This window comes from Pseudomonas sp. NPDC087690 (assembly GCF_044743175.1).
Lineage (GTDB): Bacteria > Pseudomonadota > Gammaproteobacteria > Pseudomonadales > Pseudomonadaceae > Aquipseudomonas.
Genome location: NZ_JBIUVX010000001.1, coordinates 782072 through 803530, shown reverse-complemented (window position 1 = coordinate 803530; position 21459 = coordinate 782072). Strand labels below are relative to the sequence as shown.

Sequence of the window (21459 nt, the reverse complement as noted above, 5' to 3'; positions counted from 1 at the left end):
GTCATACGGTTGCTGCACGTTCGACGCGCTACTTGTATCCTTGCGCCGGTCGAGGACATACGACCGCTGTTATTGCCTTGAATCAGTAACGGCCGGAACGGGAAACCGGACTTTCCATTAGGTACTTTCGTGAAGCGTGATACCCACCTCGTCATCCTCTTGCTGCTGGTCATCGGCTGCTCTCTGGCTTCCCTGACCATCTGGAAAGTGCTGTCCTCGCGCGATCGCGCGCTGGAGGAAGTCAACGTGCACGGGTTGAACCTGACCCAGGCACTCGAGACCTATTCGGAGGGCATTGTCCGGCAAAGTTCGCTGCTGTTGCTCGGGCTGGTCGAACGCCTGGAAACCGAAGGCAGTGGCCCCGCGCAGATCCAGCGCTTGGGTGCGCTGATCAACCGCCAACAGCCGTTGATGCCACAAATGAGCGGGATCACCATCTACGACCGTCAGGGCCATTGGCTGATGTCGTCGAACCGGCCGATTCCGGCGGGGGCCAACAGCAGTGATCGGGCCTACTTCATTCATCATCGCGACGACCCGAGCCGCGAACCCTTTATCGGGCCACCCATCCGTAGCCGTTCCAATCAGGAGTGGGTGATCACCGTCAGCCGCCGTTTCAATGATGATCGTGGCGAGTTTGCCGGGGTCGTGGCCGTGACGTTGGGCGTGGAAAACTTCCTGCGCCTGTTCGGCAAACTCGACGTCGGACAGGAAGGTGCTATCGGCTTGTCGTACACCGACGGCACGTTGCTGGTTCGCTATCCGTTCCGCGAGCAGGACATGGGCCGCAACTTTTCCAAGTCGCCGATCTACGCCAAATACCTGGTCGATCAATCGGTCGGTACCGCGTCGTATACCTCCAGCCTGGATGGCGTCGAACGCCTCTACGCCTTCCGCAAAAGCGAGAAGTTGCCGCTGATCACCACGGTCGCCATCGGCAAACGTGAAGCACTCACGGCGTGGCGAACCGAGGCGCTGTTGTCGGCGGTGGTGGTGGCGGGGCTGTTGGGACTGACCGGCCTGATCGGCTGGTGCTTGATCCTCGATATCCGGCGCCGGACCCAGGTTGAAGGCGAACTGCGCATTGCTCAGCAGCAGTTGCTCGGCTCGAACCGACAACTGGAACTGCTGGCCATGAAGGATGCGCTGACCGGTCTGGCGAATCGGCGCTGCTTCGACCAGACCCTGGCCACAGAGGCGCGGCGGGCACAGCGCGACGGCTCATCGCTGGCCTTGCTGATGATCGATATCGACTATTTCAAACTGTTCAATGATGCGCTCGGGCACGTTGCCGGCGACGCCTGTCTGCAGGCCGTCGGTCACGTGCTGGATGCGTGTGTGCGACGGCCTTCGGATCTGGTGGCGCGCTACGGTGGCGAAGAGTTCGCCGTGATCATGCCCGACACGGACATTGACGGTGCTGCGGTAGTGGCGCAGCTGATTCTTCAGCGCTTGCAGCAGGAAAACATTGCCCACCCTACCAGTCCCGTGACCCGCGTGAGCCTGAGCATCGGCATCGCCGCTGCGCGAGGTGCGTATCTGGACCCGGTACACGGTCTGATCGAGTGTGCCGATCAGGCGCTGTATCAAGCGAAGACGGCGGGGCGCAACAGGTTCATGAAGTCCTCTGCGCAACCCTTATTCGACGTCGATGGACAGCAAACCATTGACCCGTGATACCAGTGTGTCGACGGCAAAAGGTTTGGTCAGCACCTGCATGCCCGGGCCGAGTTGACCGTTACCGATCACCGAGTTTTCTGCGTACCCGGTAATGAACAAGGTCTTGAGCTTCGGCCGGATTTGCCTGCCCGCATCGGCCATCTGCCGGCCATTCATGCCGCCCGGCAAACCGACATCAGTGATGAGCAGATCGATGTGCGCGCTGGAGCGCAGTGCTTCCAGTCCTTCAACGCTGTCGGCCGCTTCGAGCAAGTTGTAGCCGAGGTCGTTCAGCACGTCTTTGAGCAGCGTGCGAACGGTGGGTTCGTCGTCGACAATCAGGATGGTTTCGCCGGCCTTGGCATGAGGCGTTGCCGAGCTTTGCGTGTCATCGTGATTGCGTTGCGTTTCGCCGACATAGCGCGGCAGGTAAACGCACATGGTCGTGCCTTGGCCCACGGTCGATTGCACCCGCACCTGCCCGCCGGATTGCTTGGTGAAACCGTAAATCATCGACAGCCCAAGGCCCGTGCCCTGGCCCAACGGTTTGGTGGTGAAAAACGGGTCGAAGGCCTTGGCGATCACTTCAGCGCTCATACCGGTACCGGTGTCGGCGACCGACAGGCACAGGTATTGCCCTTCGGGCATTTCCCGGACGCGCGCCGATTCAGCATCCAGGGTTCGATTGGCGGTTTCGACGGTAATGCTGCCACCATCGGGCATCGCATCGCGGGCGTTGATGCACAGGTTGAGCAGGGCGTTTTCCAGTTGGCTGGCATCGACCAGCGCCGGCCACAGATCGGCGGCGGCGACCGTTTTCAGGCGAATGCTCGGGCCGACGGTGCGCTGGATCAGTTCGCTCATGCCGGCAATCAGCGCGTTGACCTCAGTTGGCCGTGGATCGAGGGTCTGTCGCCGGGAGAAGGCCAGCAGGCGATGGGTCAGGGCGGTGGCGCGTTTGGCGGCGTCCTGAGCGATCAGCATGTATTTGTCGATGTCGTTCAGACGGCCTTGGCCGATGCGTTTTTCCATCAGTTCAAGGGAGGCGCAAATGCCTGCCAGCAGGTTGTTGAAGTCATGGGCCAGACCGCCGGTGAGTTGCCCGACCGCTTCCATTTTCTGCGATTGGCGCAGCTTCTCTTCGGCCTGCATCAGTTCTGCGGTGCGCGCCGAGACGCGTTGTTCCAGTGTGTCGTTGAGCGCCTTTAACGCGGCGGTGACCCGGTCGCGCTCGGCTTCGACGTTGCGCCGGTCTTCGACATCGATAAGCACCCCGGGAAAGCGCAAAGGCGTGCCGTCTTCGGCGCATTCGACGCGGCCGTTGGCTTCGATCCAGGTGTATTTGCCATCCGCACCGCGCACTCGGTATTGGTGCGAATAGGCACCTCCACGGGCAATGACTTCGTTGATCGCGGTTGTGAGTCCTTCCCGGTCATCCGGGTGCACGGTCATCACCACTTGCTCCAGGGTCAGACCGTCGAGGCCCCAGGCCGGATCAAGGTTGAACACCCGCGCGAAGGCCTCATCGACGCTGAAGCGATCGCTGGGCAAGTGCCAGTGCCAGGTGCCGATAATGGCGCCGGCGGCCAGGGCGAGCTGGACCCGTTCGACGTTTTCCCGAGCGACCGCTTCGCTGATGCGCAAACGCTCTTGCGCATCGCGGCGCTCGGTGACATCGCTGAAGAAGATCGCAATCTGCCGATCGGCCGGGTCGCCGACACGCACGGCACGCACATCGAACCAGCGTTCGAAGGTATTGGCGTAGTTCTCGAAGTTGGCCGGCTCGCCGGTCTTGGCCACATGGCCGTAAGTCTCGAACCAGAAGCTTTCCAGGTTGGGCGCAAACTCGGTGACCCACTTGCCACGCAGGTTGACCCCGGCCTGACGTTCGAACGCCGGGTTGGCCTCGACGAAGTAATAGTCGATGGGGTGGTCGTCGGCGTCGAATTTGACTTTGACGATCGCGAACGCGGCCTCGATGGTTTCCAGAATGGTGCTGAAGCGCTCCTCGCTGCGGCGCAACGCGGTTTCGGCGCTGCGCGAGCGGGTCAGGTCGAGCATCGCACCGATCATGCGTTCGGCCTGGCCCTCGGCATTGCGGATCAGATGGCCGCGATCAAGCACTTCGGCGTACGAACCATCGTGGCAGAGGAAGCGGTACTCAGCGCTCCAGGTCGTGCCTGAACCGTCAATCGCCGAGCGAATCGAGGTTGTCACGCGCGAGCGATCCTGCGTGTGAATCTGCGCAAACCGCCAGTCACACGTCGGCTCGATGGCTGCTGACGCGTAGCCATACGCCTGTTGCAGCGAGTCGTTCCAGATGACCTGGTCGGTCTTCAGATCCCAGTCCCAGACGGCGTCGCAGGTCGCCTTGACGGCCAGCCGCAGGCGCGTGACTTCGGACTCAAGCTCCTCGCGAGTAAGCTCTTTCAGGATGTCCACCCTTCATGCGTTGTGAGTTGTTTGCCTTGCGTGCAATCAGCGAACGGCCGTGAGCTTCACAAGTTTTGTCAGCCATTGACCCGAGGTCTCTGGTTTAAGTTGCACGAGGTCCAAGGCTTGCGCGCTTTCATAACGATTCGCCGCGATCCAGTCGGTCGAGCAGACTCTGCCCCCGTTGCCACAGTGCCTGCTGTTTTTCTTGCGGCATGCGATCGAGGTTTTTGTACATCATGCCCATGCGCTGATTGCCGCGCAGCAGGTCGCTGTGGCGCATCAGAAAATGCCAGTACAACGCATTGAACGGGCAAGCGTTGTCAGCCGTGGTTTCACGCACCGAGTAAGCACAGTCGCGACAGTAGTCGGACATCCGATTGATGTACTGGCCGCTGGCGCAATAAGGCTTGGAGCCGAGGTAACCGCCATCGGCGTGCATGACCATGCCGAGGGTATTGGGCAGCTCGACCCAGTCGAACGCGTCCATGTAAATGGCCAGGTACCACTCACAGATCTGACTCGGCGCGATGCCGGCGAGCAGGGCGAAATTGCCGGTCACCATCAGGCGCTGAATGTGATGAGCGTAGGCGTGCTTGAGGCTTTGGCCGATGGCCTGGCGCATGCAGTTCATCTGCGTGGCGCCGGTCCAGTAAAACTCGGGCAAAGGCCGGGTGTTACCGAAAGCATTGCCCTCGGCGTACTCAGGCATGGTCAGCCAGTAAACGCCGCGGACGTATTCGCGCCAGCCGATCAGTTGACGGATGAAACCCTCGGCCGCGTTCAGTGCGATGCTGCCGGACCAATAGGCAGACTCGACATCGCTGCACAGCTGCCGTAGATCGAGCAAGCCGATATTGAGCGCGGCGCTGATACGCGCATGGAACAGAAACGGTTCGCCGCTGGCCATAGCGTCTTGATAGTCGCCGAAGCCGGCCAGGCCGTAGTCGAGAAACCACGCCCACAATGCCTGGGCGTCGGCGTGTGTCACCGGGTAGTTGAAGGTATCCAGACTGCCGTAGTGACTGGCGAAGCGTTCTTTGACCAATGCGAGCACGTCGAGGGTGATTGCATCGTTGGCAAAACCAACCGGGTAGGGCGCCTTTACGTGTTTAGGCAAGGTTTTGCGATTGTCTTCATCGAAGTTCCAGGCGCCGCCGACCGGCGTGCCGTCACCGTTGAGCAACAGGCGACTTTTGCGGCGCATCTCGCGATAGAAGAACTCCATGCGCAGCTGCTTTTTGCCAGCAGCCCATACGCGGAATTCGTCGCGACCGCAGAGGAAACGGTTGTCAGCATGCCAGTGGATCGGCAAGCCACAATCCTTGAGCGACTGCTCCAGACGCCAGTCGCCGCACTCGGTGACGTGCAACGCGTGCGCCTGTAGCAGCGCCTGCCAGCGCCTTGACTCGCCGGGTATCGAGCCGCTGTTCTGCGGGTCGTCGAGGGTCACGTAATGCACGCGCAGACCCTGCTGCTCCAGCGCCTGAGCGAAGTGACGCATGGCGCTGAAGATCAGCGCGATCTTTTGCGGATGATGGGCAACATGGGTGGCTTCCTCCATGACCTCGACCATCAGCACACAGTCGTGCTCGCGATCCAGATCTGTCAGTGAAGCCAGATCAAAAGACAGTTGGTCACCGAGGACCAGGCACAGCCGATGGGTTTTGTTCATGTGCACGGATTCAGCGTAATGAATGGCAGCAGGGCGCAGAGCGGACGCTTGAGTGCTAATGGTGAATAGTTGTACAGATTGTAGTTGATGTATAGGTTTTTGTCGGTCAATCAATAGAAAAACAGCGAGCTGCCCTTCAAAACTCCATCAAGACTGCGGCATTCGCCACGAAGCTGACTCGGTTCGGCAATCCTGACTCTCGCGGCAAATAAGAATAAGTTTCAATTACGCAAATTACTGGTATACCATGCGCGGCGTTTTGCTGGCAGTTCTGCCCTTCGTTTTGGCTTATTCGTAAGGTTCTCACCTCATGCGTCGAACTCTGCTTTCCATCTGCGTGCTGCAAGCCTTGTCGCCTTCTTCGTGGGCTGAAGAGGCCGATACAAAAACTTCAGCCTTGGAGCTGGAAGCCACCGACGTCATCGGTGCCGCAGACTACGAACGTGCCGACGGGCCGGTGCAAGGCTATCGCGCCACGCGCTCTGCCAGCGCCACGCGCACCGATACCTCGATTCACGAAACGCCTCAATCGATCAGTGTGGTGTCCAGGGATGCCGTCGAAGACCTCGGCGCCACGCGTCTGCAGGACGCACTGGATTACGCCGGTGGCGTGGGCCGGGCGAACAATTTTGGCGGGCAGGGGCTGACCACGTTTACCGTGCGCGGCTTCACCACCGGCGAGTTTTACCGCAATGGCTTCCCGATCAATCGCGGCTATCCGAACATGCCTGACGCCAACACCATTGAACGTCTGGAGGTGCTGCGCGGGCCGGCCACAATGTTATACGGACGTGGCGACCCTGGCGGCACCTTCAATGTGGTTTCCAAGCAGCCGTTGCCGGAAAGCAAGGTCACATTGGGCAGTCAACTGAATGACCAAGGCATGAAACGCGGCACGCTGGACGCTTCCGGTCCGATCGACGAGGACGGTCGACTGGCTTACCGACTCAATGTCATCGGCGAGGGTGGAGATACTTTCCGCGATCATGTCGAGACTGAGCGCTATGGTGTGGCGCCGGTCGTGACCTGGCAGGCAACCGATGCTACCCGGGTGATCTTCGAGGGCGACTTCATGCGCAACAACGCGCCGCTGGACCGTGGCGTCACGCGTTACCCCAAGCAGATCGGCACCGCCTCGCGTGACACGTTCTTCGGCGAGAAAGACGTTGGCAAGTTGCATAACGACAACAACATGGCGCAGTTGCGTTTCGAGCACCTGCTCAATGATGACTGGACATTGGGCGGCGGTTTCCAGTGGCTCGACGGCTCGCTCAAGGGCGACGCGATCGAGGCGAATGGCATCGGCGCTGATGGCCGAACACTGGGACGCAACTTCAACTACCGCAAGCTCGAGTGGACAGACAAGGACAGCCAACTCAACCTGACTGGCCACTTCACCCTGGGCGGCTTGCAGCACACGTTGCTGACCGGCGTCGAGTACGAAGATTACGACTACCAGTCGATTATCCAGCGCTCCAGCGGTGCAATCGGCGCCTACCCGATCGACATTTTCAACCCGGTCTACGGTCAGCCTCGCCCGGCATTGACCCGGACACCGACTCACGACAAAGAAAATCTCAAAACCTACGCAGCGTTCGTGCAGGATCAAGTGGCACTGACCGAGCGCTTGAAAGTGCTCGCCGGGGCGCGTTTCGAGCGTTTCGAACACGATTATGAAACCTACGTGCCGGGCGGTAAAAACTGGCAGGCCAGTGACAACGCGGTCACTCCGCGTTTGGGCGTGTCCTACGACTTGACCGACGCGGTTGCGCTTTACGCCGACACCGCGCGCTCGTTCAAACCCAACACCGGCGCCAGTCGCCAGGGCGGTGGTTTTGAACCCGAGAAAGGTAAATCCTGGGAGATGGGGGTGAAGTGGGAGGCGCTGGATCAGCAGTTGAGCGTCGATGCTGCGATCTATCAGATCGAAAAGCGTAACGTGCTGACCACCGATCCCGTGGACTCGACGTTCGGTGTGGCGGCGGGGGAAGTGCGCAGTCGTGGTTTTGACTTGAACGTCGCCGGCAATCTCACCCCTGAGTGGCGAGTGATCGGCGGTTACGCCTATGTGGATGCCGAGGTCACCAAGGACAATGTGATTCGTTCTGGCACACGCCTGATGAACATCCCGCAGAACAGCTTCAGCCTGCTCAACGTCTATGAGTTTCAGGACGGCACTTTCAAAGGCCTGGGTCTGGGCACAGGGTTGAAGTATGTCGATGAGCGCGCCGGGCAAACGGCCAACACCGCGTTCTCGATGGGCAGCTACACCGTCGTCGACCTGCTCGGTTTCTACAAGGTCAACGACAAAGTGCGGCTCAACCTCGATGTGAAGAACCTGTTTGACCGTGATTACGAAGAAGGCGCGTTCGGCAACGTCTACGCCTATCCCGGTGCGCCGAGAACGGTGCAGGTCGGGATTGCCTATACGTTGTGATTCGCAGCGGGGGCCGTTGGCCCCCGCTGAGATCAGGGCTTAGCCGGTGACGCATCCTTGCGGTGTTTTCCCGGCAAAGCTGTCCAGCAGACTGGCCACCACCATTTCCCCCATTCGCGTACGCGTCTGCAATGTCGCGCTGGCGCGATGCGGCTGCAATACCACGTGTTCGTTGCCGAACAAGGCTTGCGGCACGTTCGGTTCATCGACGAACACGTCCAGCCCGGCACCGGCAATTTCGCCCGCGGCCAAGGCCGCCACCAAGTCGGTCTCGTTGACCAGTTTGCCCCGTGCCACGTTGATCAGATAGCCACCCTTGCCCAGTGCCTGTAGCACTTCGGCGTTGATGATGGCTTCAGCCTTGTCGGCAGCGGCCGCGAGAATCAATGCATCGCTGTCGCGGGCCAACTGCTTGAGGTCGGCAACGAAGGTGTGGTTCACATCGCTCATTGGTTGCAGATCGGTGTAGCTGATCGGACAGCCAAATGCGGCGGCGCGAGTGGCGACCGCACGGCCAACCCGGCCCATGCCGACGATGCCGATACGCATGCCGGAGACCTGACGAGCCAGAGGCAACGGTGCCAGCGGAGTCGCGCTGTGCGGCCATTGGCCGGAGCGCACGTAGCGATCGCTGGTGCACAGGCCGCGGCATACCGACAGCAGCAAGCCGATGGCGAGGTCGGCGACGTCTTCGGTCAACGCGCCGATGGTCGCCGTCACGCGGATTCCGCGATCCCGGGCGTACGCCAGGTCAACGGCATCGGTACCGACGCCGTTGACCGCCACCACTTCAAGCTTGGGCAGTTGCGCCATGACAGCCTGGGTGATGCCGGTGTGGCCGCCGGTGATCACGCCACGAATGTTGGCGCCGTGTTCCTGCAAATAGGCCGGTTTGTCCGCCTGTTGGAAGTAGCGTCTGACGGTAAACAGTTCGTCGAGACGCGCATTGATTTCAGGTATCAGGATCGGGCTGAGCTGCAAGACTTCTGGCTTCATGTGAACCTCACTTACCGAATAAAAGGCCGGCTCAACCGCGGCCGGCAAACGGCATGGCGGTGGCCATGACGGTCATGTTCAGAACGTTGGCCGACAGCGGCAGGCCGGCGATATAGCGCACGGCATCGGCGACATGCTTGACGTCGACCATTGGCTCGACGGCGATAGTGCCGTTGGCCTGGCGTACGCCTTTGGTCATGCGCACCGACATTTCGGTCAAGGCGTTGCCGATGTCGATCTGGCTGCAAGCGATGTTGAATTCGCGACCGTCCAGCGCCAGGGATTTGGTCAGCCCCAGCACCGCATGTTTGCTGGCGGTGTAAGCACTGCTGAACGGACGCGGCGTGTGTGCCGAAATCGAACCGTTATTGATAATCCGGCCGCCCTGAGGCTGCTGGCGACGCATGAGTGCGAAGGCGCCACGGGCGCACAGGAAAACCCCGTTGAGATTGGTGTCGATCACGTTTCGCCATTGTTCGAACGTCAGTTCATCCAGGGGCACGGCGGGGGCATTGACCCCGGCATTGTTGAAGACCACATCCAGACGTCCGTAGACCTCGGCAATGCTTGCGAACAGCGCATCGACACTGGCCGCGTCGCGCACATCGGTGGGCACCGCCAAGGCTTCGTGGCCTTCGCTTGCCGCTAGTTCGACCAGTGCCCGCAAAGGTTCCGGCCGGCGCCCGGCAAGCACCACGGTGTAACCGTCGGCCATCAGGCCAAGCGCCACGGAGCGGCCGATGCCACTGCCAGCGCCGGTGACCAGCGCGACTTTCAAAGGTTGAGTGATGGACATGTTGTTGTTCTCCTGTCTTCAAATCACAAAGGCGTGCGAGCGGTTCAGGCCCGTGGGCCGACGCGCATTTCGAGTTGGCCGATACCGTCGATTCCGGCGTTGATCACATCGCCCGGATGCAATCCGTCGACGCCGGCCGGGCTGCCGGTCATGATCAAGTCGCCGGCCCTGAGCGCCACGGATCGGGAGATCCGGCTGATGACTTCAGCGACCGACCAGATCTGGCTGTCGAGGCTGTCGCGCTGACGTTCCTCGCCGTTGACGTTCAGCCACAACTCACCTTCGGGATGACCGGCGCGTGTCACCGGCACAATCGCCGTCATCGGCGCGGCGCCGTCGAACACCTTGGCTCCTTCCCACGGCAAACCGTTGCTCTTGGCGGTGCGCTGAACATCGCGACGGGTCAGGTCGAGCCCGGCAGCGTAGCCCCAGACATAGGCCAAGGCTTCGCTTTCAGGGATATCGGCGCCGCCTTCACCGATGGCCACCACCAGTTCGATTTCGTGGGCGAAGTCTTCGGTCAACGACGGGAACGCCACCTCACCGATAGCATCGACAACGCTGCTCGAAGGTTTCATGAAAAACACCGGCGGCTGGCGCGACTGCCCTTGGGTATCTGGCCATGGGTAATTACGGCCGACACAGAACACTCGACTGACGGGAAACCGTTGTTCACTGCCAACGATAGGCAAGGTCACGGGCAGATCCGGGGTGAAGGCGTATTCGGTCATGTTCATCCTGTTGTTGTCCTTGTCTGGAGAGTCAGCGTACGGCGGCAATCGTTGGCGAAGTTGGACGAATGCCGCCTCTTGTTGGAGAAAACGGTGTTCGTGGGCTCAACGCACCTTCAATTCGATGCGGTACAAGCGGCCCAACAACAGCGAATAGGAGAGGGTGCCGATCAGGGCCACGCCGCCGATAAACCAGAAGGCCCAGGCAAATGACCCGGTGGCGTGAACAATCGCGCCAATCACGATGGGCGTGACGATGCCGCCGATGTTCGCGGCCAGGCTGGTGATCCCGCCGGTCAGCCCGATCAGTTCCTTGGGCGCCACTTCTGACACTGCTGCCCACGAAGATGACGCGATGCCTTGCGCGAAGAACGCGATGGTCAGTACGGCAATGCAGATCAGGTTCGAGTCGGTGAAATTCACCAGCACGATGGACATGCCCAGCATTGAACCGATCACCAGCGGCAACTTGCGGGCAAATGACATCGAGTAGCCACGGCGGATCAGCAAGTCCGAAACAATGCCGGCGAGAAGGATGCCGACCGTGGCGCCCACGAATGGCAGGACGGCGAAGATCCCGGCCTTGATCATGGTCAGTTTGCGTTCTTCGATCAGGTAGGTGGGGAACCAGGTCAGGAAGAAATACAGCGCCGAAGTGCTGGCGAACTTGCCGATGCAAATTGCCCAGATTTGCCGATAGCTGAACAGTTCAGCGATCTGTCGCCAGTTGAATTTGGTGCGCTCCTGACTGCTTTTGACCAAGCCGCCACCGGCTTCGATGTATTGCAATTCGGCTTTGCTGACTTTCTTGCAGTTCAACGGGTCGCGATACAGATACAGCCACAACACGCCGAATACGATGCCAAGCACGCCGGTGCTGTAGAACACGTGACGCCAGTCGAAGGTGGTCGCCAGCCAGAGCAGGGCGCCGGTGAACAATGCCGTGCCCAGGTACTGACCGCACACGTAAATGCTGCTCGCCAGCCCGCGCTCTCGCGCCGGGAACCACACCGTGACCGCGCGGCTGTTGGCCGGAAATGCCGGGGCTTCCATGGCGCCGACCGCCAGACGCAAGCCGAACAACGAAGCGAAGCCCGTGGCAAACCCCTGGCACACGGTCACCGTTGACCAACTGATCAGTGAAACACCGTAAGTGAAGCGCGAACCGAAGCGGTCGGCGATAAACCCGGCAGGCACCAGGGCTAAGGCATACGTCCAGGCAAATGCCGAGAAAATCAGGCCCATCTCGATCTTGTCCAGACCCAGGTCCTTGGCCATGAACGGCGCGGCGATCGAGATATTGACCCGATCGATGTAGTTGATGATCGTCGCAATCAGCAGCAGCGAGAGCATGAACCAGCGACGCCGAGAGGGCAGGCGTTGCGGCACCACGGCGTCTCGTGGGCCGGCGATCACCGGCGGCACGCTGGCTTGGGAAGCATGTGAACTGGACATGAAGAGACCTCGTTATTGTTAGAAGAGTCGAGATGTTTTCGAGCAGCCGAAGGCGTTGCCCGCGAGGGTCGGGGCATAGCAATCGAACGGAACTGGCTGTCGGCGGCGGACGTTCAGAGACGTCTTGCGGGCGGCGTGATCGGAGGGATGTCGGGAGGGGCGGCGAGGGGCAATAGCAACATCATGACGTGCACACCTTTGATTATTTTTGGAGGAGGTTGGGCTGCGTCGTTCAACAGTGGTCGTACAACATCGGTAAATCAACCGAGGGGTTAGATCATTTTTTCTCGATGGGAATCGCGTTGTGAAACGTGTCCAAGAATTCAAATGGGCGAATGACCGAGGTTTTTATTCGAAGACTCTTTCAACATATTGATAGTTATAGAAAAAATATTTCTCTTGGTTGCAGGGTTTTTTGGACAGGCAAAACGCCACCGCCCAGGCAAAAAAATCATTCCAAACGGATGTCATCGTATGACTGCTTGCGTGCGCGGCTGGCTTTTCGGCAAGATGAAGGTTGCCTGCTCACTGTAAATACCCGTCGAGGATTGCGCGCCGATGTCGTCCCCCAGTCGTATTCCCACCTATGTCATGCAGCAGCGCAGCGAGCTGACGGACTTCTATATCCGCGACAAAAAGGGCCGTCGGGCCGAGACCGGGCCCCATCGTCACGAGTATTTCCAGATTCAGGTCAACCTCGGTGGCGACACCGTGCAGCACATCGGCAACGTCGTGCGTCCATTCCCGCGTAACACGCTGGCGTTCATCCTGCCGCACCGTGTGCATGTGATCCCGCATCCGGCGGACAGCAATTTCATGGTGATCAATTTTTCCCAGACCTTTCTTTTGCCGCACTTGCAGTGCGATCCGATGGATCTGGAAGAAGTGTCAATCCTCTTGGCGCCAGAGTTGTCGCCATTCCGTTTTCAGGAGCATCTGGATTTCATTTTGGGCGATCAGGATTTCCACAAGGTCTGTGCCTTGATCGAGCAGATGCGCACCCTCGACGAAAATCGTCAGTTTGGTACGCGTGAGATGCTCAAGGGCTTGCTGTTGCAACTGATTGGCAGCGTGTGTTTTCTGTATGCCGAACCACTCAAGCGTCTGGCCGAAGAGAATGCGGCCGAGGTCAGCCGCCGGGATGCGCTGAGCCGAATGTTCGAATATTTGCGCAAGAACATCGCCGACCCCGACCTCAATCTGATCAAAGTGGCGGCGGCGACGTACCTGTCGCCTACCTATCTGACGCACTGGCTACGCAAGGAAATCGGCAAGACCTTCACCGAACTGGTGCTCGAACGCAGGATGCACGCGGCGCGCAATTTCCTGCTCAACAGCACGCGCTCGGTGGGCGAGGTGGCGCGACTGTGCGGCTTCGCGGACGAGGCGTATTTCTCCCGACGTTTTCGCCAGATTCACGGCCAGCCGCCGGGGCAATTTCGCCGCCGGCAACTCAACCCCGATACGCCGCAATCGCCGCTCAATACCTGACTGTGCCGTTCGCCTGAACCTGGTCGACGTACTGCGACGCTTCGCCCGGTGATGCTGTTTTTAGCCTGCCAACGTCGCGTTATCGATCACGAAGCGATATTTCACATCGCCCTTGAGCATGCGCTCGTAGGCATCGTTGATCTGATCGGCGCGGATCAACTCGATGTCGGAGACGATGCCGTGTTCGGCACAGAAATCCAGCATCTCCTGAGTCTCGGCAATGCCGCCGATCATCGAGCCGGCAATGGTGCGGCGCTTCATGATCAGGTTGAACACGTTCGGTGACGGGTGCGAGGTGGCGGGCGCGCCAACCAGGGTCAAGGCACCGTCGCGCTTGAGCAACACGAGGAAGGCGTCGAGGTCGTGCGGCGCAGCGACGGTGTTGAGGATCAGGTCGAAACTTTTCGCATGCGCGGCCATTTCCTCCGGGTTGCGCGAGACCACGACCTCATCGGCACCCAGTGCTTTTGCCGCTTCGCGTTTGGATTGCGAGGTGGTGAAGGCGACAACGTGCGCGCCCATGGCGTGGGCCAGTTTGATGCCCATGTGACCGAGGCCACCGATGCCGACCACGCCGACCTTCTTGCCGGGGCCGGCGTTCCAGTGACGCAGCGGCGAGTAGGTGGTGATGCCGGCACACAGTAGCGGCGCAACGGCGGCCAATTGCGCCTCGGGATGGCCAATGCGCAACACGTAGCGTTCATGCACGACAATGTTTTGCGAATAGCCGCCCAAGGTCCAGCCCGGTGCGTCCGGGGTCGGGAAGTTGTAGGTGCCGATCATGCCGTCGCAATAGTTTTCCAGGCCGCTTTCGCAATCGTCGCAGTGTTTGCAGCTGTCGACGATGCAGCCGACACCGACCAGGTCACCGACTTTGTAATCCGCGACGTGAGCGCCGACGGCTGCGACGCGACCGACAATTTCGTGCCCCGGCACACAGGGAAATTGCGTCCCGGCCCATTCGGCGCGGACCTGATGCAGGTCCGAATGGCAGATGCCGCAGAAGGCAATGTCGATCTGCACATCGTGGGCGGCGGGGGCGCGGCGGTTGATCTGCATCGGCTCAAGGGGTTTGTCGCCAGCGTGGGCACCGTAGGCTTGTACAAGCATGGGAACATCCTCAATCGTTTGGTCGTGTGGCCATTGTTGCGGTACTGCCGGGCTGCGCAGTAGTGCATTCCTGTGCAATCCTTGCCTGATCCTGTGAGTCGTTGTGACGTTGCGTTGACAGACGCCCGTCGCGTTTGTCGTTAATCTGCCGACTCGCTGACTAAAACAAGATAAAAAACGGAGTCATTGATGCAACCGATTCGTCTCGGTCTGGTGGGCTACGGCAAGATTGCCCAGGATCAACATGTGCCGGCGATCCTCGCCAATCCGGCGTTTACGCTGGTGTCTGTCGCCACCCAGGGCAAGCCTTGCGCCGGCGTGGAAAACTTTCAGTCGTTGACTGAGTTGCTGGAAAACGGCCCGGCGGTTGACGCGATTGCGTTCTGCACACCGCCGCAAGGCCGCTTCGCTTTAGTGCAGCAGGCATTGGCTGCCGGCAAACATGTGCTGGTGGAAAAGCCGCCGTGCGCGACCTTGGGGGAAGCGCAGGCGCTGGTTGATCTGGCGGCAGAGCAGGGCGTCAGCGCGCTGTTCGCCTGGCATTCGCGTTACGCGCCGGGGATCGCACTCGCGCGTGACTGGCTCGCCTCGCGAACCTTGCAAAGCGTACAGATCGACTGGAAGGAAGACGTGCGCAAATGGCATCCGGGGCAGACGTGGATCTGGCATCCCGGTGGCCTCGGCGTCTTCGATCCGGGCATCAATGCCTTGTCGATCGTCACCCATTTGCTGCCGCTGCCGCTGTTCGTCGAATCCGCAGAACTGCGCGTGCCGGGCAACTGCCAATCGCCGATTGCCGCGTCGATCAAGATGTCTGACGCACGCCACCTCGATGTGCGTGCCGAATTCGATTTCGACCATGGTCACGACGAACTCTGGAGCATCGAGATTCGCTGCGCCGAAGGCACACTGCGTCTGGACAACGGTGGCGCACTGTTGAGTATCGACGGGGTGCGCCAGACGGTGTCGGAGGAGGGTGAATATCCGGCGGTGTATCGGCATTTCCAGCAGTTGATCGCTGACAAGGTCATCGATCTGGATTTGCAGCCGCTGCGTTTAGTGGCCGACAGTTTTTTTGTCGGCAGCCGAGTGTCAGTCGAGGCGTTTTATGACGAGCGCTGACTAGGCGCCATAAACCGGGTAATCGACATAGCCTTCGCCGGTCCCGCCATACACCGTGGCGGGATTCAGCGCATTCAACGGCCAGTCATTGGCAATGCGCGCCGGCAGGTCGGGGTTGGCCATGAACGGACGACCGAACGCGACAAAGTCCGCCAGCCCGGAGTCGAGCAGACGCGCACCCGATTCGGCGTTGTAGCGCCCGGCATAGATGATCGCGCCGCTGAAGGTGTCGCGCACCGCCTGACGAAATGTCTGCGGCATCGCCGGGGCGTTGTCCCAGTCGGCTTCGGCGATGGACAGATAGGCAATACCCACGTCTTCCAGCACCTTGATCGCCTCGATGTAGGTGGTGTGAGGATCTTCCTCGACCATGCCCAGATAGGTCCGCGCTTCATCGGTGGTGGTGAACAGCGGCGCAAAGCGTACACCGACTTTTTCCTTGCCGATGCACTCGGCGACGCCGGCGACCACTTCCTTCAGAAAACGCAGGCGATTGTGCAGCGAGCCACCGTATTGATCGGTGCGCAGGTTGCTATGGGCAGAGATGAACTGGTTGACCAGATAACCGTTGGCGCAGTGCAGTTCGATGCCGTCAAACCCGGCTTCCATCGCATTGCGCGCCGCTTGAATGTACAGCTGAACCAGTTCCTGGACTTCGTCGGTGCTCAGCGCGCGCGGCGCGGACGGCGGCACCAGTTCACCGGCACCGGGCGCGGTTTCGATGAACACGCTGACTCGGTCAGTGGCCACGGCGGAGGCGGACACGGGAGCGGCGCCACCCGGCTGCAACGCAGTGTGAGAGACGCGGCCCACGTGCCACAGTTGCGCGAAAATCACGCCGTCGACGGCATGCACCGCTTCGGTGACTTTGCGCCATCCGGCGATCTGCTCAGGGGTGTGAATCCCGGGTGTCCAGGCGTAGCCCTGGCCTCGGGGTTCGATCTGCGTGCCCTCGGTCACCAGCAGACCGGCGCCGGCACGCTGCTGGTAATACTCGGCCATCAGCTCATTGGCGACGTTGCCCGGTTGCGTGCTGCGCTGACGTGTCAGCGGTGGCAGGACGATGCGGTTTTTCAGGGTGTGCAGGCCCAGTTTTGCAGGGGTGAAGTAGGGGCTATTCATGTTTATTAGACCAGTCAACTATTAAATGGGGGCGAAAAAAACGCCGCGCAACACGCACGGCGTTCAGAGGACGTAGACGCTGGGTCTCAGCCCAACATCTTCAGCAGTTTTTCAGCGACAGCGGCAGAGCTGGCGGGGTTTTGACCGGTCACCAATTTTCCATCGACGACCACATGAACCTGCCAGTCAGCGACTTTCGAATAGTAGCCGCCGAGACGCTGGAACTCGTCTTCGATGAGGAACGGCACCACGTCAGTCAGGCCGACGGCGGCTTCTTCGGCGTTGGTGAAACCGGTGACTTCGCGATGCTGGATCAGCGGTTTGCCGTCAGCTGCGAGCACATGACGCAATACCCCGGGCGCATGGCAGACAAAACCGTGCGGTTTGTTGCTGCGGTCGAACGCTTCGATCAGGGCGATCGAGTGTTTGTCTTCAGCCAGATCCCAGAGCGGGCCGTGGCCACCTGGGTAAAACACGGCATCGAAATCGTCGGCGCGGACATCGGCCAGCAGGCCGGTATTGGCCAATGCCTGCTGGGCAGCCGGGTCATTGCGAAAGCGATCGGTCTCGGCGGTTTGCGCATCGGGCTCATCGCTTTTCGGATCGAGCGGAGGCTGGCCACCGGCTGGCGACACCAGCGTGATGTCGGCGCCCGCGTCCTTGAAAGCGTAGTAAGGGGCGGCGAATTCTTCCAGCCAGAAACCGGTTTTCTTGCCGGTGTCGCCGAGCTGATCGTGGGAAGTCAGAACCATCAAGATTTTCATAGAGCACCCTGGGTTGGTCAGGTGATAGCGCTGCACGAGGCATTCGTGTCGCATCGACACCCGATGAATTAGGTTGACGGAGCGCAGCATAGTTTCCTATTAGACCAGTCGTCTAGTAATTTTTTCGACGGAGGTTTTTCCCGCCCGGCTGTGGCAAACTCCGCAGCCTGTGAAATATACGACTGGTCTATTGTCTGGACTTTGCGCCCCATGAAACCGACTTACGACGATACGCGCCAACACTTGCTCGACACCGGCCACCGGATGATGGCCGAGAAGGGCTTCACCAGTGTCGGCCTCAATGAAATCCTGCAAACCGCTGGCGTGCCCAAGGGTTCGTTCTATCACTACTTCAAATCCAAAGAGCTGTATGGCCAGGCCTTGCTCGAGGATTATTTTGTCGGCTACCTCGCCGACATGGAGCGACGCCTGACACTCCCGGGGCTGACGGCGTTCGAGCGGCTGATGGATTACTGGCAGGGCTGGCAAAATCGCTGCACCCTCGAAGGCCATGGTGATGAGTGTCTGGTGGTGAAGCTCAGCGCCGAGGTCGCCGATCTGTCCGAGTCGATGCGCCTGACCTTGCGCGACGGTGCCGAGCGCGTGGTGGCGCGCATCACCGTGTGCATCGAAGAAGGCCAGACGCAAAAGAGCCTGCCGGCGGGCGATGCGCGGCATCTGGCAGAGACGTTGTATCAGCTGTGGCTGGGTGCAAGTCTACTCAACAAGCTGCAGCGGACGGGGCAATCGCTGAACACCTCGATGGCGATGACCAAGCAACTGTTGCGCGTCTGAGGCCGGCATGCCCGGTGCATCAGCCGTTTACCCATTGCTCGCGAAACTGCAGCAGAAAATCCACGAAGACCCGCACGTGCTGGGGCACATAGCGACCGTGGGGATACAGCAACGTGTACGGTCTTGAGCGACCGCTGAAAGGTTCAAGCACCTCAATCAGACTGCCATCGGCCAACTCCCGCTCGACGATGAACCGATAGGTCTGGAACAGTCCCGCACCGTGTTTGGCCAGGGTGACGCCACCGAGCACGTCATCGGAGCAGGAATAACCTCCGGCCGCGAGTACTTCACGATCCTTGCCATTGTCCTGAAATAGCCAGGAAATCTGTCGGCCGCTGCTCGGCAGTTCGAACTGAATGCATTCATGCTCGAGCAGATCCTCAAGTGTCTGCGGCGTACCCGCTGCGTGCAGGTATTGCGGCGAGGCGACCACCACCAGTTTCGCGTCTTCCAGCAAGCGCGCAATCAGGGTCGAGTCCGGTTGTGCGCGCACGCGAATCGCCAGATCGTAACCTTCGCCGACGAAATCTATATTGCGATTGCCCAAATGGATATCGACCGTGACCTGCGGGTATAGCGCCCGGAATTTCGGCAGCAGCGGCAGGATGCGGTGGTGGCCGTAAGTGGTGGGCAGGCTGATGCGCAAGCGCCCCGACGGCGTGGTCTGCGTGCCCATGACTTCTTGCTGGGCTTCGACCAGTTGGGCCAGTGCCTGACTGCATTGTTCGAAGAATTTCCTGCCCGCGTCGGTCAAGCGGATGCTGCGTGTGGTTCGTGTAAACAGCCGCGAGCCGAGGCGTTTTTCCAGACGCAGAATCGAGCGGCTCACCGCCGCCGGTGTCACCCCCGCGAGCAGTGCGGCAGCGGTGAAGCTGCCGGCGTCGGCGGCGAGACAGAAGAGTTCGATACTGCCCAACTGCAAATCTTCAAAGTGGCGTTTCATCATGGCTGGCACCGAGGAGCATTCCTCCAGATGTTTACCACATGAATCGCCACCCGCGCTGAAGTGGCGTCGTGATCAATGCCCCGCGCTCTGGCCACCGTCGACATGCAGAATCTCACCGGTCACGAACTTCGCGGCGTCCAGATAAAGGATTGCCTGCACGATGTCGTCGATCTCACCCATGTGGCCAAGCGGATGCAGATTGCCCAGGGCTGCGTGGCTTTCTTCGGCGTGCATGGGCGTCTTGATGATGCCCGGCGACACCGCGTTGACGCGAATCCCGCGCTTGGCGTATTCGATGGCCAGGGATTTGGTCGCAGCGTTGATGCCACCTTTGGTCAGCGAGGCCAGCACCGACGGCACGCCGTCAATTGCATGATCGACCAGACTGGTAGTGACGCTGACCACGTGTCCGCTGCCATGCTTTTCCATTTCGGCGATGGCCAGTTGCGAAATATGGAAGAAGCCGCTCATGTTGGTGGCCACCACTCGGGCGTAGTCTTCCCGGCTGTACGCGGTGAACGGCTTGGCAACAAAGATGCCGGCATTGTTGACCAGCGTATCGACGCGACCGAAACGTTCGACGGCGGCACGGATCACCCGTTCGGCAGTTTGCGGATCGGCGATGTCGCCAGCGATGGTCAATACCTGCGGATCAGCGGATTCCTTGATCGAGCGCGAGGTCGCCACGACCTGATAGCCACGCTCGCGAAAACCATTGACCAGACCCGCTCCTATGCCTTGCGAGGCGCCTGTGATAACGACAACTTTGCTGGATGTGCTCATGATGATTTCCTCAGGAATTGAAGATTAATTGCCCGACAACGATTGGCGGTATTCGGTTGTGGTCATGCCCGCGTAGCCCCAGTTATCCGTATCGACTTCCTCGATCACGATGTGCGTGAGCTGCGGATCCTTGTTGAGCACTCGTTGCATGGTCTCGGTGATTTCCTTGATCACTTGGGCTTTCTGCTCCCGGCTAACGCCGTCGCGGGTAATGCGTACGCTGATGAAAGGCATGGACTGTCTCCGATCGCAGGCCCGTCGGGGTGAGGGGCTGCTGCTGGAGAGAACTGTAGGAAGTTGTCAGTAATTGATAAATGCGCCTTGAGGTACTTCATTTATGCCGTGGTGTATCGAATGGCAGCGGTTGTTCACGCGATTGTCCGTTTCAGGTTGACGGTGAAACACATTCCAGCCGATTTATCCCTTTTCGATGCGTCAGTAATCTGTACCCAACTTGAACGCAACAACAAATTCAAAAACTCAAAAGGGAAGCAGACCATGACCACTCCAACCTACAACCGCCTGAACAAAGACGACGCTATCGTGCTGCTGGTCGACCACCAGACCGGCCTGATTTCCCTGGTACAGGACTTCTCGCCGAACGAATTCAAGAACAACGTGCTGGCCTTGGCCGATCTGGCCAGGTTCTTCGAACTGCCGACCATCCTCACCACCAGTTTCGAACAAGGCCCGAACGGCCCACTGGTGCCGGAATTGAAAGAGATGTTCCCGGACGCGCCGTACATTGCTCGCCCTGGCCAGATCAACGCCTGGGACAACGAAGATTTTGTCAAAGCGATCAAGGCTACCGGCCGCAAGCAGATCATCATTGCCGGTGTGGTGACGGATGTGTGCGTAGCGTTCCCGACCTTGTCGGCGCTGGCGGAAGGGTTTGAGGTGTTTGTGGTGACTGATGCGTCCGGCACCTTCAACACCACCGTGCAACAGGCTGCGTGGAGCCGCATGACTCAGGCCGGCGCACAGATGATGAACTGGTTCTCGGTGGCGTGTGAGCTGCACCGCGACTGGCGCAACGACATTGAAGGCTTGGGCAATCTGTTGTCGCAGCGGATTCCCAACTACCGCAACCTGATGAACAGCTACTCGGCGCTGACCGCGCAGCAGAAATAAGCCTCAAGTGCGC

Annotated in this window: 18 protein-coding genes; 6 read left to right on the top strand and 12 right to left on the bottom strand. The window is 59.9% G+C overall.

Annotated features, from left to right (window positions below; translation table 11 throughout):
* The first annotated feature begins 129 nt into the window (after positions 1-129).
* Positions 130-1677: a sensor domain-containing diguanylate cyclase gene (locus ACIPIZ_RS03720; protein WP_122854491.1), complete on the top strand. Its 1548-nt coding sequence runs from the start codon at positions 130-132 to the stop codon at positions 1675-1677.
* Here the strand turns inward: ACIPIZ_RS03720 and ACIPIZ_RS03715 are convergent.
* Both ACIPIZ_RS03715 and ACIPIZ_RS03710 read right to left on the bottom strand, forming a co-directional pair.
* Positions 1639-4101 carry a hybrid sensor histidine kinase/response regulator gene (locus tag ACIPIZ_RS03715; RefSeq protein ID WP_122854490.1) on the bottom strand — a complete coding sequence of 821 codons (2463 nt, stop codon included), beginning with the start codon at positions 4099-4101 and terminating at the stop codon, positions 1639-1641. The genes ACIPIZ_RS03720 and ACIPIZ_RS03715 overlap by 39 nt on opposite strands.
* Positions 4102-4228: 127 nt before the next feature.
* Positions 4229-5767: a cryptochrome/photolyase family protein gene (locus ACIPIZ_RS03710; RefSeq protein WP_401164041.1), complete on the bottom strand. Its 1539-nt coding sequence runs from the start codon at positions 5765-5767 to the stop codon at positions 4229-4231.
* Between the two features lie 310 nt (positions 5768-6077).
* On the opposite strand from ACIPIZ_RS03710, the gene ACIPIZ_RS03705 reads away from it, so the two are divergent.
* A complete protein-coding gene (locus ACIPIZ_RS03705; protein ID WP_401164039.1) occupies positions 6078-8204 on the top strand; it encodes a TonB-dependent siderophore receptor in 2127 nt (708 codons plus the stop codon).
* A gap of 39 nt (positions 8205-8243) precedes the next feature.
* On the opposite strand, the gene ACIPIZ_RS03700 is transcribed toward ACIPIZ_RS03705, so the two are convergent.
* From ACIPIZ_RS03700 to ACIPIZ_RS03685, 4 genes are all read right to left on the bottom strand, one after another.
* Positions 8244-9200 carry a 2-hydroxyacid dehydrogenase gene (locus ACIPIZ_RS03700; RefSeq protein WP_064390442.1) on the bottom strand — a complete coding sequence of 319 codons (957 nt, stop codon included), beginning with the start codon at positions 9198-9200 and terminating at the stop codon, positions 8244-8246.
* A 31-nt stretch (positions 9201-9231) separates the two neighbouring features.
* Complete coding sequence (locus ACIPIZ_RS03695; protein ID WP_105709484.1) at positions 9232-9990, bottom strand: SDR family oxidoreductase; 759 nt, start codon at positions 9988-9990, stop codon at positions 9232-9234.
* A gap of 50 nt (positions 9991-10040) precedes the next feature.
* The gene (locus ACIPIZ_RS03690) at positions 10041-10733 is read right to left on the bottom strand and encodes a fumarylacetoacetate hydrolase family protein (protein WP_122854487.1); all 693 of its coding nucleotides are present in this window, start codon (positions 10731-10733) and stop codon (positions 10041-10043) included.
* Positions 10734-10832: 99 nt separating this feature from the next.
* Positions 10833-12182, bottom strand: a complete 1350-nt coding sequence (locus tag ACIPIZ_RS03685) for an MFS transporter (protein WP_105709476.1) — start codon at positions 12180-12182, stop codon at positions 10833-10835.
* A 558-nt stretch (positions 12183-12740) separates the two neighbouring features.
* Here ACIPIZ_RS03685 and ACIPIZ_RS03680 point away from each other — a divergent pair.
* Positions 12741-13673, top strand: a complete 933-nt coding sequence (locus ACIPIZ_RS03680; RefSeq protein WP_064390439.1) for an AraC family transcriptional regulator — start codon at positions 12741-12743, stop codon at positions 13671-13673.
* A gap of 60 nt (positions 13674-13733) precedes the next feature.
* Here ACIPIZ_RS03680 and ACIPIZ_RS03675 read toward each other — a convergent pair whose 3' ends face one another.
* Positions 13734-14783 carry an NAD(P)-dependent alcohol dehydrogenase gene (locus ACIPIZ_RS03675; protein ID WP_105709475.1) on the bottom strand — a complete coding sequence of 350 codons (1050 nt, stop codon included), beginning with the start codon at positions 14781-14783 and terminating at the stop codon, positions 13734-13736.
* Positions 14784-14972: 189 nt separating this feature from the next.
* Between ACIPIZ_RS03675 and ACIPIZ_RS03670 the strand changes: the two genes are divergently transcribed.
* The gene (locus ACIPIZ_RS03670; RefSeq protein WP_401164034.1) at positions 14973-15905 is read left to right on the top strand and encodes a Gfo/Idh/MocA family protein; all 933 of its coding nucleotides are present in this window, start codon (positions 14973-14975) and stop codon (positions 15903-15905) included.
* Here the strand turns inward: ACIPIZ_RS03670 and ACIPIZ_RS03665 are convergent, their stop codons facing one another.
* Positions 15906-17027 carry an alkene reductase gene (locus ACIPIZ_RS03665; RefSeq protein WP_122660544.1) on the bottom strand — a complete coding sequence of 374 codons (1122 nt, stop codon included), beginning with the start codon at positions 17025-17027 and terminating at the stop codon, positions 15906-15908.
* Positions 17028-17113: 86 nt separating this feature from the next.
* Positions 17114-17791, bottom strand: coding sequence for a type 1 glutamine amidotransferase domain-containing protein (locus ACIPIZ_RS03660; RefSeq protein ID WP_064390435.1), 678 nt, complete (start codon positions 17789-17791; stop codon positions 17114-17116).
* Between the two features lie 210 nt (positions 17792-18001).
* On the opposite strand from ACIPIZ_RS03660, the gene ACIPIZ_RS03655 reads away from it, so the two are divergent.
* Entirely contained in the window at positions 18002-18586 is a 585-nt protein-coding gene (locus ACIPIZ_RS03655) for a TetR/AcrR family transcriptional regulator (RefSeq protein WP_105709472.1), read from the top strand.
* 19 nt (positions 18587-18605) lie between these two features.
* Here the strand turns inward: ACIPIZ_RS03655 and ACIPIZ_RS03650 are convergent, their stop codons facing one another.
* From ACIPIZ_RS03650 to ACIPIZ_RS03640, 3 genes are all read right to left on the bottom strand, one after another.
* Complete coding sequence (locus ACIPIZ_RS03650; protein ID WP_401164238.1) at positions 18606-19529, bottom strand: LysR substrate-binding domain-containing protein; 924 nt, start codon at positions 19527-19529, stop codon at positions 18606-18608.
* A 75-nt stretch (positions 19530-19604) separates the two neighbouring features.
* Positions 19605-20315, bottom strand: a complete 711-nt coding sequence (locus ACIPIZ_RS03645) for an SDR family NAD(P)-dependent oxidoreductase (RefSeq protein WP_064390433.1) — start codon at positions 20313-20315, stop codon at positions 19605-19607.
* Between the two features lie 24 nt (positions 20316-20339).
* A complete protein-coding gene (locus ACIPIZ_RS03640) occupies positions 20340-20549 on the bottom strand; it encodes a 4-oxalocrotonate tautomerase family protein (RefSeq protein ID WP_064390432.1) in 210 nt (69 codons plus the stop codon).
* A 264-nt stretch (positions 20550-20813) separates the two neighbouring features.
* On the opposite strand from ACIPIZ_RS03640, the gene ycaC reads away from it, so the two are divergent.
* Entirely contained in the window at positions 20814-21446 is a 633-nt protein-coding gene (gene ycaC / locus ACIPIZ_RS03635) for an isochorismate family cysteine hydrolase YcaC (protein WP_122660546.1), read from the top strand.
* Positions 21447-21459: the final 13 nt, after the last annotated feature.